This window comes from Paenibacillus roseus (assembly GCF_016424485.1).
Classification (GTDB): Bacteria; Bacillota; Bacilli; order Paenibacillales; family Paenibacillaceae; genus Paenibacillus_D; species Paenibacillus_D roseus.
The window spans coordinates 52,580-66,956 of sequence record NZ_JAELUP010000013.1; the positions used below are offsets into that span (position 1 = coordinate 52,580).

The 14,377-nt window shown below is 50.2% G+C and carries 8 protein-coding genes; 4 read left to right on the forward strand and 4 right to left on the reverse strand.

Annotated features, from left to right (window positions below; genetic code table 11):
- The first annotated feature begins 30 nt into the window (after positions 1-30).
- From JFN88_RS05140 to JFN88_RS05155, 4 genes are all read left to right on the forward strand, one after another.
- Positions 31-1,014, forward strand: coding sequence for a diaminopimelate dehydrogenase (locus JFN88_RS05140; RefSeq protein ID WP_199018258.1), 984 nt, complete (start codon positions 31-33; stop codon positions 1,012-1,014).
- A gap of 924 nt (positions 1,015-1,938) precedes the next feature.
- Complete coding sequence (gene gdhA, locus JFN88_RS05145) at positions 1,939-3,315, forward strand: NADP-specific glutamate dehydrogenase (protein WP_199018259.1); 1,377 nt, start codon at positions 1,939-1,941, stop codon at positions 3,313-3,315.
- Positions 3,316-3,466: 151 nt separating this feature from the next.
- Positions 3,467-4,231 carry an exodeoxyribonuclease III gene (locus JFN88_RS05150; RefSeq protein WP_199018260.1) on the forward strand — a complete coding sequence of 255 codons (765 nt, stop codon included), beginning with the start codon at positions 3,467-3,469 and terminating at the stop codon, positions 4,229-4,231.
- Positions 4,232-4,258: 27 nt separating this feature from the next.
- Positions 4,259-4,666: a GNAT family N-acetyltransferase gene (locus tag JFN88_RS05155; protein ID WP_233167415.1), complete on the forward strand. Its 408-nt coding sequence runs from the start codon at positions 4,259-4,261 to the stop codon at positions 4,664-4,666.
- A gap of 106 nt (positions 4,667-4,772) precedes the next feature.
- Here JFN88_RS05155 and JFN88_RS05160 read toward each other — a convergent pair whose 3' ends face one another.
- The 4 genes from JFN88_RS05160 to JFN88_RS05175 all read right to left on the reverse strand — a co-directional run bounded on the left by JFN88_RS05160 (position 4,773) and on the right by JFN88_RS05175 (position 14,363).
- The gene (locus tag JFN88_RS05160) at positions 4,773-8,750 is read right to left on the reverse strand and encodes an S-layer homology domain-containing protein (protein ID WP_199018261.1); all 3,978 of its coding nucleotides are present in this window, start codon (positions 8,748-8,750) and stop codon (positions 4,773-4,775) included.
- A gap of 217 nt (positions 8,751-8,967) precedes the next feature.
- Positions 8,968-10,608, reverse strand: coding sequence for an extracellular solute-binding protein (locus JFN88_RS05165; protein ID WP_233167416.1), 1,641 nt, complete (start codon positions 10,606-10,608; stop codon positions 8,968-8,970).
- Positions 10,609-10,657: 49 nt separating this feature from the next.
- Entirely contained in the window at positions 10,658-13,015 is a 2,358-nt protein-coding gene (locus JFN88_RS05170; protein WP_233167417.1) for a helix-turn-helix domain-containing protein, read from the reverse strand.
- A gap of 226 nt (positions 13,016-13,241) precedes the next feature.
- Entirely contained in the window at positions 13,242-14,363 is a 1,122-nt protein-coding gene (locus JFN88_RS05175; protein WP_199018263.1) for a glycoside hydrolase family 88 protein, read from the reverse strand.
- Positions 14,364-14,377 lie beyond the last annotated feature (14 nt).

Here is a 14,377-nt window from a genome sequence, read left to right on the forward strand (position 1 = left end):
AGACTCGTAGACTATAGGAGGAACTATCGAATGTCAAAGATTAGAGTTGGTATTGTAGGGTATGGAAATTTGGGTAAAGGAGTCCAGAAGGCGATTGACCAGAATGATGATGTAGAACTGGTTGCGGTTTTTACTCGCCGTTCGCCTGAAAGCATGGTATCTGAAGGCGGAGAGGTTCGCTTTGAGACAATTGCTAACGCAGAGCAATACAAAGGCAAAATCGATGTTATGATTCTGTGCGGCGGCTCTGCAACCGATCTTCCAGAGCAAACACCTGCAATTACAGCCCTGTTTAACACCGTGGACAGCTTCGATACCCACGCGAAAATTCCTGAATTTTTCGATGAAGTTAACGCTGTTGCGAAAAAAGCAGGCACGCTTAGCGTCATCTCCACTGGTTGGGACCCAGGCTTGTTCTCTTTGAACCGTCTGTTGTCCGAAGCTATTCTGCCACAAGGCAAAGATTACACCTTCTGGGGTACCGGCATCAGCCAAGGACACTCCGATGCTATTCGCCGCGTTCCAGGCGTCAAAGCCGGCGTACAGTACACGGTTCCGGTTCAAGAAGTCATTGATCGAATCCGTTCCGGCGAAACACCAGAGCTCACTACTCGTGAAAAGCACTTGAGAAACTGCTTCGTTGTGGCTGAAGAAGGGGCAAACGAGGAAGAAATTCGCAATACAATTGTGAATATGCCAAACTATTTCTCCGATTATGATACAACTGTAACGTTCATCACGGAAGAGCAACTCAAAGCTGAGCATGGCACAATGCCGCATGGCGGCTTCGTTATTCGCAGCGGCGTGACCGGCGCTGGCACGAAGCAAATCATCGAGTTTGGACTGAAGCTGGAGAGCAACCCTGAGTTTACAGCAAGCGTTCTTGTCGCTTACGCACGCGCTGTATTCAAGCTCAGCAATGAAGGACAAACTGGCGCGAAAACAGTATTTGACGTACCGTTCGGCTATCTGTCTCCGAAATCTCCTGAGGAACTGCGCCGCGAACTGCTGTAAATTGCCCTTTCCCACGTTTGACAGCTTTTAATGATGAAATATTGCTTTGTAAGCATACCAAAACAAGCCTGCTGCCCTTGATTTTTTTTAGGGCAGCGGGCTTGTTTTGGCTATAAAGCAGTTAAAAATATGCTCTTGGAACCTGCAATCCTGCTTGATTACAGGGGCGGAAAAACTCTTTCGAAGCTAACTTTTGCGTCTCTACGGAAGACAAATAAAAAAAATTTTCGGTTTTGCATATTTATTCAGAACAATTTTCGGACAAAATATGCCTGAAAATCGACTAGAAAGTTCCATTCAAAGCACGGATGAACCCGGATTTTAAGCCTTTAGCCGTATTATACAGTCTAATTTTTCATTTTACCCATTTTTAGTTCTCCATTCATTCCCGCTTTCCCTCTCGCCTGTGTGAGAAAATATATCGAAATTCAAGGGGAAATACATGAAAGCAAACAAGTTCTATGCAAATGCCAACTTACCATGGCAGGTTTTAAATACTTGTCTGCAAAATCAAGTCTAAGCTGCGGTTATTCAGCCTGTGGCAGCATGAAATCCAGTAAAAGGATCTATCAAAACCTCACTGAAATTGTAATATAATTTCATTCCAAATGTAATCCCATTTTACAGGAAAAAAGGCGTTTTCCCAATAATCCAACTGCATAATTACTAATCACGAGTGAATAATTCCCATATTTTATATTAAAAATGGTTCGATGTCATGTTTTCTTCTCCATCTTTCAGGCTAGTTGGATAAAGATTTCAAATAGCTTCCATTTATTGAGATAGAGTTCTTTAATCGGGGCTTAAAAATATTTTTATTGGCTATTCGGAGGGCCTTTAGTTTAGAATTCGTGTATACAAATGCAAATTATCATGCAATTAATACAAATTGCTGCTGATTTGCGATAAGGAGTGTTGGATAAAGTGACAACCGTTATTTCTGAGCAAAATAAAACTGTTGCTGCACAGTACGTTCAAACCGTTTATGAAACTGTCATTAAACGGAACCCTCACGAGAGCGAATTCCACCAGGCCGTGAAAGAAATTCTGGATTCCCTCGTACCTGTATTCGAGAAGCATCCGAAATACTTGGAAAACAGCATTCTGGAGCGCATTGTTGAGCCAGAGCGCATCATTACTTTCCGTGTGCCTTGGATCGACGATCAAGGTAAAGTACAAGTAAACCGCGGTTTCCGTGTTCAATTTAACAGCGCGATCGGACCTTACAAGGGCGGACTCCGTTTCCACCCATCTGTTAATGCGAGCATCATCAAGTTCCTCGGTTTTGAGCAAATCTTCAAAAACTCTTTGACTGGCCAGCCTATCGGCGGCGGTAAAGGCGGATCTGACTTCGATCCTAAAGGCAAATCCGATAATGAAGTTATGCGTTTCACCCAAAGTTTTATGACAGAGCTGAGCAAGTATATCGGTCCTGACACTGACGTGCCTGCTGGCGACATCGGTGTAGGCGGAAGAGAAATCGGTTATATGTTCGGTCAATACAAGCGTATTCGCGGCGCGAACGAAGCTGGCGTTCTGACAGGCAAAGGCATCCTGTACGGCGGAAGCTTGACTCGTACTGAAGCTACCGGCTATGGCTGCGTATACTTCGTCAACGAAATGCTGCAATCCAAAGGCTTGAGCTTTCAGGACAGCACAGTAGTTGTTTCAGGTTCCGGTAACGTATCTATCTACGCGATCGAGAAAGCACAGCAGCTCGGTGCTAAAGTTGTAGCTTGTAGCGATTCCAATGGCTATGTTTACGATCCTAACGGAATTGACCTGGCTACTGTAAAGCAATTGAAAGAAGTTGATCGCAAACGGATCAGTGAGTATGTCAGCATCCATCCGGAAGCGACTTACACAGAAGGCTGCGAGAACATCTGGTCTATCCCTTGCGATATCGCTCTGCCTTGCGCAACTCAAAACGAGATTGACGAGCAAGCGGCGCAAACACTTGTGAAAAATGGCGTTAAAGCAATCGGTGAAGGTGCAAACATGCCTTCTACATTGGCTGCAATCGACGTATTCCTGAACAACCAGGTACTGTTTGGACCAGCAAAAGCTGCAAACGCAGGCGGTGTAGCTGTATCCGCGCTGGAAATGGCGCAAAACAGCATGAGACAGTCCTGGACTTTCGAAGAAGTTGATGCAAAGCTGCACAATATCATGAAAAACATCTATGAAGGCTCTGTAGCTGCCGCTGAAGAATACGGTCATTCCGGCAACCTGGTTGTCGGCGCCAACATCGCTGGATTCCTGAAAGTTGCAGACGCAATGCTGCTGCAAGGCGTCGTTTAATTACGGATACAAAACTGCAAACCTCCATTCCCTTGTCTCGACAAGCGGAGTGGAGGTTTTTTTTGGACAATTGCTATCAACCGTCAATCTATCTTATGATGAAAACATTGAAAGACGAGTACATGCACGAGATGAAGGAGAGACACCGGAAATGAAGTTGGTATCCTGGAACGTCAATGGCCTGCGGGCTTGTGTCAATAAAGGATTTTACGATTATTTCAAGGCGGCGGACGCAGACATTTTCTGCGTGCAGGAGTCGAAGCTCCAGCAGGACCAGATTTGTATGGAGTTTGAACAGGAGTATTATCAATACTGGAACTATGCGCTGAAAAAAGGCTACTCCGGGACCGCCGTCTTTACCCGTATCAAGCCATTGTCAGTCCGATATGGACTGGAGGAAGACGAGGAGAACGAGGGCCGAATTCTAACGCTCGAATTCGATACCTTTTATCTGGTCAATGTATATGTGCCCAATGCTCGGCGCGACTTGTCCCGACTAGAGCTGCGGCTGGAATGGGAGGATCGCTTCCGTATCTATATCACGCAATTGGATGAGCGCAAGAGCGTCATTATATGCGGAGATCTGAACGTTGCGCATCAGGAAATTGATATCAAGAATGCCAAGTCCAATCATGGCAATTCAGGATTTACCGCAGAAGAGCGGGGCAAAATGACTGAACTGCTGGAGAGCGGCTTCATTGATACCTTCCGCCATCTGTACCCGGACCGTACAGATGCTTATTCCTGGTGGTCATTCATGCCCAAGGTCAGGGAAAGGAATATCGGTTGGCGAATCGATTATTTCCTCATCTCCGAGCGCCTGGCGCCGCTACTGCAGGAGGCCGCAATTGAGGCACATATTATCGGGAGCGATCACTGCCCTGTAACGCTCGCAATTGATCTCGTCTCCAAGTAGCTTTATTCAAAATGGAAGGAGCCGCACATGTTAATTCAAGAAGCAGGCCTGAATGAAGTCTGGAAATTGCGGCATGAGGTGATGTGGCCGGATAAAGACCTCAGCTTTGTTCAACTGGAGGAGGATGTCGATGGGCATCACTTCGGGTTGTATGTGGGCAATGTTCTGGTCACAGTGATTTCTTTGTTTGTAGAGGACAACCGTGCGCAATTCCGTAAATTCGCCACCCTCCGGCAAGAGCAGGGCAAAGGTTATGGCAGCAAGCTGCTTGAATTTACACTCCAGGAAGCGCAGCGCCGCGGGGCAGTTACGGTATGGTGCAATGCCAGAGCCTCCAAGGTGGCGTTTTATCGCAAGTTCGGATTGCAGCCTACCGATAGCGTCTTCCGCAAGGCCGGTGTCGATTACGTCATTTTGGAGAAGGCCTTGATCTGAGCTGAGAGCGGCAAAGGACCGGTCGCCCAAGCGTAAACGGCTTGCCGTCCTTTGACGGACAACAGCTTCGTTTCACGGAGAAAATGGCAACCGGCCCTTTGTGTATTTAACTAAAATTCAATTTTTGCAGCATTCTTTCCAGCGTGACAGCCGATTCGGCACGGGTAGCCTTGTTCTGCGGCGCCAGTACCGATCCGCTCGCCCCGTTCAGAATACCCAGCTCAATCGCATGGACAACCGCTTCCCGAGCATAACCGCTGACTGCCTCACCGTCATTGAATGAGTTCAGAACAGCCGCATTCACTTCTTCTTCAAACGGATACCCCGCTGAGTGCAGCGCTCGGGAGATCATCACCACCATCTGCTCTCTCGTAATGCGATCATTCGGTTTGAACAGACCATTCTCAAATCCCTGAATAATACCGGCTGCTGAGGCCGCTCCGACAGCCCCGGAATACCAGGCTGAAGCCGGGACGTCCTTGTAGCTGTCTGCTTGCACAGGCGTAAGCCCTACAGCCCGAACCAGAAGCGCGGCAAACTCTGCTCTAGTAATAGAGGCATTAGGCTTGAACCCATCCTTGCTGCCATTTACGAGCAGCTTGGACGCAAGAAAGTGAATCGTCTCTTCAGCCCAATGCCCCTTCATGTCCGGGAAGGTTCTGTCAGCCTGTACAAGGGTATATATGCCGTTGCCTGTACGATAAATAACGGCGACGGTTTTCCCATCCTCGTGGCGGAATGAAGCAGGCACATAGACAAGCTCGCCTGTCGCCCGGTCGTATCTCGCCGCTGAGAGAGACTTCACATCGATTGTCCGATACAAAGTCATTGTAATCGGCGCATACGGGCTGCCAAAGACGGGGATTGGCAGTTTCTGCTCGCCATTCTGGATCAGAATCTGGCTGTCTGCGCCCTCATGCAACAGCTCGATATTCTCTGCACGCGCTTTGTCTTCCAGCGCTGATTGATCCGCATCGGCAAGCTTTGCTATGCGTATTGCAAGTTCCGCACTGCGCTCCCCTCCTGCTGCCAGTATCTGCTGAAGCTGTTCGCTACGCAACCCTGCCAGCGGCAGCTCATAGTGAGATGACCCGTACCGGATATTCAGGACGGCTCCAGACGATTTGGCCAGTACTGCCGACACGGCTTCTGCGGACAGCAACACCACGCCAACATCCGCCCCTTCACGGAAATCCAGATCAAGTTGCACGCCCCGAGCCTGCTGCTCTGCCGTGAGCGAGCCCAGTGCTTTCACGAGCTTCTCACTGTCCACCTTCACGGTAGCAATAGATTGGCCAGCTTCATTGGCGCTGCGTACAGGTTCAGCTGTTTCAAGCACAATTCTGGAAGGCGAGGCAGGATTCTCTGAGTTTTTCTCTTCCGGCCCCTCCTGAACCGGCTGACTTGGAGCAGACGGATAATAAGGCGTCGAACCGTTGGATTGATTCCTGGCCTGATGAATCCAGGCTTCGATAAGACTGTTCCACCCGTTGATTTCATTGCCTTGTCCGATGTACTTGATGTATTTGGCTTTGACCCGATTGAACTTAAAGGTGTCATAATGGTTCGGTTCCTGCTTTCGGCTTGCCGCATCAGTGAGAACCTTCTGGAAGCTCTCGCCGTCTGTGGACACCTCCAGATCAAAATAGTTGGAACGCAAATGGCCGTTGAAGAACAGGAAGCTCACCTGGTCAATCCACTGCTCCTTATCCAGCTCCAGTAATAAATACTGCCCTTTGCCCTCCGCCGACCATCTGGAATCAGGGTCCCTGTCTATCGCATTGACAGGCAGGTTGCCATCATCCGCACTCGCGGTCACCTTGATGATTGAAGCAAAAGGCCCTTGCGGTTCTTCCATTGCTTCCTTGACCTCAATTGCTTCGGTTCTGGTAACCGTTAAGCCATTATAGGTACTCTCTGCCGTAACTTTGGCAAATCCCGGCTGCTTGGCCTTGAATACATTCCTATCAATGCTCCCTAGTTCTTCGTTGTCGACAGAGTAGCTTACCGGAATGTTAGCCCTTTCCGCGTCTATGATTTCCCCGCTATACAGGGTTATGAATGCCTTAAGCTTGCCGCTGTGTCCCACGCTGATGGCATTGCCCGCTGCACGCCACCCGGGAACCGATTTATCCGGTGCAAAGCTGATGCTCTTCGGCGCTTCCGGAGCACCGGCGACCTTAAAGACGACATCATAAGTCTTGCTTGTCCCGCCTTTCGTCACCGTAATCCTGCCTGTATCGGTTGTAGTCTTCGGTTGTTCGATCTCAATCTGCGCATCCGACGAGAAAGGCGCTGCCCCAATGACGGGAATTTGCTCCGTGCCGTAAGGGAGCGTGTGCGTGTAGATTGTTTTAAGAAATTGCATGCCGTTCACGGCTTCTCCATTGACCAGCAACGATTGAAGCCCAAGCTCCAGCTCTGCCGTTCTTCTGGCGAATTGATCCACATACAGGCTTTGCGGGTTAAGCCTTTCCCCCTCGCCGATGCCTTCGGCCATGTCGAACGGACTTGTATCCGCTTCAGGGATGGAGCCTGCAATATCGACCTTGACGCCGGTAGCGGCCCCTTGGGTCCCGATAATATAACCGTTGCCGAACTGCTCGGATTCAATAATAATGCCGTTCTTGCTGCTATGTGCGGCAATACCGGTCGTATTCCAGAAGACGCTCTCCGTGCTTACGACACCGTGACGGTTCGTAGGCGATGACCCGTAGTCGCGGGTGATGGCAGAGATGGTGTCTCCGTTCAATGTCATGTTGTCGATCAGATTAGCCATGCTCAGATACATATGGAAGTCGGTCAGCAAGGAAGAATGCTCGGAGTGAACGTTGTAAAGCACATTGCCGTTAGCGGAGAAATTTGCGTAGGTAAAGTTATGTCTGGCTCCAACCGCTTTGCTGTTGGCAATCAGATTGTCATTGCCGATGAACTGATATAGATATCCATTCCCGTTCGCTCCGCGATATTGCGGGTACTCCAGGGTGACGTTGTCAATGGTTACGTTCTTCGTGCGGTCGAGGATAATGCCCTTGGAGGATAAATGGTAAGTTAAGTTGCCTTCAGGCTTGTACGAGCTAACGTTGCGCACCCAGCTATTGACTACCGCAACCATATTAATCGCTTTGGCGTTGTCAACCTCATAGCCTGCGGTACCGATAACCCGGAAGTCATCTTCACCAATGCCGTCCTTTGAATTCTGGATAGTCGCAATCGAGAAATCCTCGAGACCCACTTCGGAGATCGGCGGCTCAGTTTTGGTAATCGTAATGTTGTCGCGCAGTTTGATCGGGTAACGGGTTGGAATATCAACCGTCAACGTGCTGTTTGCCTCATCTACGCCGACAATTTGCCTGTAGAATAATGGCTCAGCCCGGCCAAGACGAGACGACCATTTATTGTGCATTCCCAGTTCGCTCAAGAATTCACGCGTAGTTTCAAATGTAATTGCCACATAATCGCCCGGAGCAAATCCTTCTGTGCGATCAACCGGCAGCAGAACGGAAGGCTCCGTCACGGACTTGCTCAGTTTGGTGGCAGTTCCGGTTCTCTTCCAATCGCCGCTACTGATACGAATAATATCCTTGAATCTCATGACTTCTGTAGCGTTATAGATAAAGGTTTCGCCTGCTCCGGCGCCTTTGAGCACCACATTGCTGGCTGAAATAAACAGTGATTGATCCTTCCCTTCAGGCGGATTGACCTGATATGTCCCTGCCGGCAGATAGACAACCCCGCCCCCTTGAGCGGCAGCATCATTAATGGCGGTCTGAATAGCCTCAGTTGCATCTGACTGGCCGGTTGCATCCGCAAAATACGGCGCTTCTGTCACATCGATTCCGCTTGAAGCGTCTATCTCCGGAATTTCAGTCTCGCCGCGATGGTAACCGGCATAGGAGAAATCGTGCAGGAATCGACCCTTGTCATCGGTGAAGCCGGGATACCAGTTCTCCGGGTACAGACGGCTTCTCCCATCCTCGCCAAGCCTCATATCACCATCAGCTTTCACCGGGGCGGCCCCAGGCAGGAAGGGACTCGCCACCAGACACAAAGACATTACCAAACCTAAAACCTTTCTTCTCATGCTTAAGTTATCCTCCTCTTCATTGAACAGCTTTGATGATAACGATTACATTTCAGTGCGCTTGACTCACCTCCTTCGCATAATTTATGACAGACAGGCCCGGCACAATCGTCATGGAGCCGAATGTATGGCGCACACGCTGGGATCATGACGGACCGAATGCTATCGTAAATACACTTGATTCACGATGTCAGGCAGCCGGGGAAAAACCCTCGGGCTACTCAGCCAAAGACTGCATGTAACGATCATAAGCCTGCTTCTGAATCTGGATGGCACGGTCTATCTTGAGTGCCCGAAGCTGTTCCAGATAACCTTCAAAAGCTTCAAGCGGTTCAATACCCAGAATAATTCTCAATGACATCTCATCCACCATAGTCGTGACATCCTGCATAATAGCAGCAAATTCAGCGCTCTCCTCCTCCGTCTTTGGAGCCGAAGGCAAGAGGTGGTCAGCTGCCCCGGTATTCGACCATAGCTTTACCGCTTCCTTCTGTTCAGGAAGGGCATAATATTGCTCCATGTAGCGGACATCCTGAACGAACGGGCCGAAATAACTGGCCCGGGTATACATCGCAAGCGCCTGGGATGGGGCCAGCTTGTCCGGGTTGCGCAGGATCAGGTCGGTATAAGACGGATAGCCGTCTTTCATCTCGTAGCTGACCCCCTCCACGCCGAAATTGAACAGCATATGGCCCTCAGGACCATAGCCGTAATCCAGCATGCGAACGGCTTGCTCTACATTCTGGCTCCGACTGGAGATTGCAACTCCTCCACTTGAGCCGACAGCCGGGGCCAACTGCCCGAACTTGGGACGATCCCCTTTGTTCAGTACCGGATAAGGAGCCGGAACGAGCGCCCCCTTCGGGTCTTTATTCTTAATAAGCGGCAGCCAGGTTCCGATACCCGCCCCGGAATTCCACAGGCTTGCGCCGCTGCGTCCGGTGATCATGCTCATATCCAAGGTAACGGTATCGACAGTGGCAATATTCTTGTCAATTAATCTTTCCGCATACCAGTCGCGGAACAACGCAAGGAAGGATTTATAACCGGGTTCTATTGGACCGTACAAAACTTCACCATCCTCCAGATAGAATCCCTTGCGGACGCCATATGCTCCGATGAAACCTCCGCTCTCAATTCCAAATAAAGGAGACGGAACCCCTAGAAAAACCAGTGGCGCCACTACATGCTTTTTTTCCTTGAAAGCCTTCAGAACCGTATACCACTCTTCAATCGTCTCCGGCACTTCCAAACCAAGCTCATCCAACCAATCCTTGCGGAGAATCGGTCCTTGATATGTCCGGAGCCGGTCATTCGCTTGAATAAACGGAAACATATAATAGCTGCCGTCCGCTGTGCGCACCTGTCGGTCAATATCAGGGTGCTTGGCAAGGTACGCCTTCAAGTTTGGAGCGTACTGGTCAATGGCTTCGTTCAACCTAAGAATATGGCCTTCCTTAATCGCTTTTTCCGGCCCGCCCGGAAAGTTAATCCACTCATATTCCAGCATATCCGGCAGCTCTCCTGAGGCGAGCAGCACATTGAGCGCTTCTCTGGCCTGATTGGCCGGCGGCTGGATGAATTTCAGGCTGACCCCAGTCCGCTTCTGCCATTCCTGGAAGAAGGGAACCCCTTGAAACGTCGGCTTGATGCGGGCGGCATTGCCGTTAAGCTCCGCCCAGTATGTCAGGACTGGCTGACTCTCCTCCGTCGATATAGCGCTTTCATTCTGAGCGATCTTGTTGTTCTCCTGCTCTGCCGATCGATTGTCGCCAAACTGGTTGGACAGCAGTCCTCGGCTGTCACAGGCTCCAAGCAGTGAAACTCCCAGTAGCAGGGCAAGGATAAGGCGCGACATATTTCGCAGTCTCCTCATTCTCGATCCCCTCCCCTTTCCCGTGAGCCGGTTAGTATAGTTCCTTGTATTTCCCCGGCGTAATGCCTTCATATTTTTTAAACACCCGAATGAAGGTCGCCGCATCATTATAGCCAACCAGACGAGAAATTTCGGTAATTGATTCCCGCTTCCCCCTCATTATCGGCTTAGCCTGCTCAATTCGGTATTTGTGTATATAATCCAGTATTCCCTCGCCGGTCTGACTCTTGAACAACTTGGAGAGGTAGCTGCCCTTCAGCTCAAAATGCTCGCCAATTGCATTTACATTTAAATTAATATCCTGAAAATTCTCTTCAATATGCCGGGCCACATTGTTCGTCAGGTCCCGTAAGGAGCCTTCCCGTTCCCTGGAGACGTTGTAGGCCCGCTTGGCCGCTGCGCAGTCGCATACCTCCTGCAGCAGCAAGTGAAGCTCCTCCTGCATCTCCTGCAGAGTATCATAGGCCATCATTTTATCCATCCATAGCGGATTCTCCAGCAGACTGCCATCTCCGTCCCCAAGCTCATGAATCGCCTTCATCATCGTTCCTGCCAGATTAAAAATCAGGCAGCGGGCGAGCGTCAGCGACATGACCGGCTGGCTGAAATTGCGTGTTGTAATTTCGTTCATGAACGCCGATGCCTGCTCGAAGTCCCCTGTCTTGATAAAATTGATCAACTGCTGCTCGGTCTGCAGCGGGTAGTAATAACCATGCTGGGACTGCTCCGCCGGGTACCGTCGAATTTCCTGGTAGGCAATAATGCCCCTCTTGCCAAGCACCATCTTGTATTCCATCGCATCGACAGCTTCCTGATAAGCCAGTCCAATACCAGGCCAAGAGAAATGCTGGCCGCTTATGGAGACCGTAATGTCCATTTCGTAGCGCTTCAGGAAGTCCTGGGCCACCGATGCAATCTCATGCAGCTCCTGTTGCTCATTCTCTGTGGATGGAGCCAAATTAACCAGACAGACCATCATATCGTCGACTTCCACTACATAGCCCGCATGCTGGCGTTCTGCCGCCAGTTCCTCCACGACATTCCCGATAATGAATTGGATAAGCTTGCTCTGCTCATTGTCATCCATGCCAGGAAGCTTGGCATACAGGTTCTCATCATTTTCAACAACAAAGAGAATAACGGCAAATTGATCGGAGAGCTGCTTCATATGAAAGGATTTGAACGCCTCCTCGTAAGGAACTAGGGGGTCAAGCTTGCCCTTGAGCAGCCGATTAATCATATTCGATCGCAGCACTTGCTGGTGCTTTTGCAGTTGCAACGCGATTTCATCCTTCTCGCTGCGGACGTTCAAGATCGCCCGCTGAATGAGACGAAGCTCATTCCACTCCGTATGCTCCTCCTGGGCATTTTTGTCCGTCAACGATTGCACAAGCTGTTGGATCGGCGAGTAATTGCGGCGCATGAAGAACCAAGTCAGCACACCTGCGCCAATCAGGCTGATTATGATACTGATATAAGTGAAGCTGCGGATGTACTCCGCTTTTTTCCAGTAAAGGCTGCTCGGAAGAATCAGCACATATTTTAGGCCGGATACCGCAGAATGGATGGACATTAACTCCGAGCCCTTGACTGGCTCCGCATCCAGACGAAAACGCTCGCCGTCCATAAACGGCTCCAATAATCCTTCCGCCTGCGTTGCTGATGAGCCGGGAACGTTGGACAACAGAATCTCGTCGTTCTGGTTCAAAATAAGCAGCTTTCCTCCGTTAAATCCGGAAATATTCTTGAATGCTTCCAGGAACCGCGCCGTGTTCGCCAAAACCACGACTGTCCCGGTATCCTCTCCATTGAGGTCTTTCGGAAGCTGTGTAATGTGGGCAATGGAGGTCTGCGTCTGTGCCGCATCCTGATGCGGCAGCAGAACAAACCGCTCCTGCACCGGACGGCGAAGCACGTCCAGCCATTGCAAGTAAGTAAGCCCTCCCGTATTATGAACGGCATGGAAAGCCGTCTCCATATCCCGGACATTACCCGGACGCAATACGGAGCCGTCCCGATTCCAAACCACATAGAACTCATCGATAGAGGCATAGGAAGTCTTATAGAGTCGAAAGTCGTTGACAAGCTGGTACGCTGTAAACGGCGCTTCCTTGGACGGCTTGCTGGAATATACCAAGCCCTGGAGCTTTGAATTCCATGTAATCTCCATACTGAGCCGTTTCATAAGTTCAATTTGATTGTCAATGGTATACCGCATTTGCTTCAGCAATGAATCGTTGGCACGATGGATTTCTCCCTTGAGCGCATGACTGGCCTGTGAATAAATGATCAGGCTAATCACAATCGGCACGAACAGCACGACACTATAGGAGATCAGCCATGTGACAACAATGCTTTTCCTTTTTCGCCACAAATATTGTAGGTTCAATAGAATCTCCTCACTCGTCAGTACGATAGTAGGAAAGCTGTAATTAGACATCATTTTTTGGAATAGGATAACCTCTAGTATGACGGAAAAACGCTTCCACTGGAATGATCAATTGCTGTAAACTCATTGACAAAAACGCAAAATAAAGAGATTAAATGCCCAAATAACCCGAATGGACGCCACTCGGGTTGGGGTATGGCTTCTCGCAAATAGACCAGGCCGTCGCCTAGAACACACGCTTTTGCCAGCCACGCAGTTTTGCAAAAGATTCGACGAAGAAGTAATCGCCATAAATAAGCGACACGTTCACATTTTGTCCGGCCGGCTTATGACCGGTGCCTTGTACCAAGATCGCCTCATGCTCCGGGTTATCCCACGTGCCGTAATTCTCATATAGCGACAACAGGATGCGTTCGGCTGCAGCACGGTATGCTCTGCCCTGCTTCTCAGGAAGCAAGCTGGCCAGCTCGATCAGGCCGGATGCCGCACATGCGCCTGCCGAGGTATCCCGCGGCTCGGAGGCCAGATCGCCCTCCACACGGAAATCCCAATGAGGGACATGATCCTCCGGCAGATGCGCGATGAAGAAGTTGGCTACGCGCTGCGCTGCTTGCAGATAGGCAATATCGCCTGTGTAACGGAATGTGTTGGCCAGGCCATGAAGCGCCCAGGAAGCTCCGCGGCTCCATGCGGAGTCCGGTGCAGCCCCTTGCCCGCCGATAGCCTCAATACGCTCCCCTGTCTGCGGATCAAAGGAGACGATATGGTGTACGGCTCCATCCTCTTGCACGAACTGCTTCAGCACCATATTGGCATGCGCCTTCGCCACCTGCGCAAAGCGAGGGTCCCCGCTCTCCTCGGAAGCCCAGAACAGGAGCGACAGATTCATCATCGTGTCAACGATGGACCATCCGTGCATGTTGCCGTTCCATGCCCGGATGAACTGGCCCTGCTGATTGAAGCGTCCGGTCATGAAGTTGGCGGCGAATAGTCCACGGCGAACCGCGTCCTTGTCTCCGGTCACCTTATACTTGATGACTGCCGTCGGCAGGAAGTGGAAGCCCACATCGTGATCAAATGAATTCGGCTGAAGCATATGCTTCTCCAATCGCCCATCCCAGCCCCATGCAGCTTCCTTGTACTTGTCCTCACCCGTCATATCATGCATGACCCAGAGAATGCCCGGCCAAAAACCGGAGGTCCACCAGTCAATGTTCGTATTGTCGTATTTGCCGTCAGCAGCTGCAACATGAGCGCTTTTATCCCCGATTTGACCGATCATCCGGTCTACCTTGGTTTGAATGCGCTCCCATACTTCTTGTACTTTTTCTTCATTAAGTTTGCTCATTCCATACTCCCTTC

Excerpts from the sequence above, each read along its gene's own strand:
- JFN88_RS05140 (WP_199018258.1), top strand. The coding sequence starts at position 31 with ATGTCAAAGATTAGAGTTGGTATTGTAGGGTATGGAAATTTGGGTAAA.
- JFN88_RS05150 (WP_199018260.1), top strand. The coding sequence starts at position 3,467 with ATGAAGTTGGTATCCTGGAACGTCAATGGCCTGCGGGCTTGTGTCAAT.
- JFN88_RS05155 (WP_233167415.1), top strand. The coding sequence starts at position 4,259 with ATGTTAATTCAAGAAGCAGGCCTGAATGAAGTCTGGAAATTGCGGCAT.
- JFN88_RS05160 (WP_199018261.1), bottom strand. The coding sequence starts at position 8,750 with ATGAGAAGAAAGGTTTTAGGTTTGGTAATGTCTTTGTGTCTGGTGGCG.
- JFN88_RS05165 (WP_233167416.1), bottom strand. The coding sequence starts at position 10,608 with ATGTCGCGCCTTATCCTTGCCCTGCTACTGGGAGTTTCACTGCTTGGA.
- JFN88_RS05175 (WP_199018263.1), bottom strand. The coding sequence starts at position 14,363 with ATGAGCAAACTTAATGAAGAAAAAGTACAAGAAGTATGGGAGCGCATT.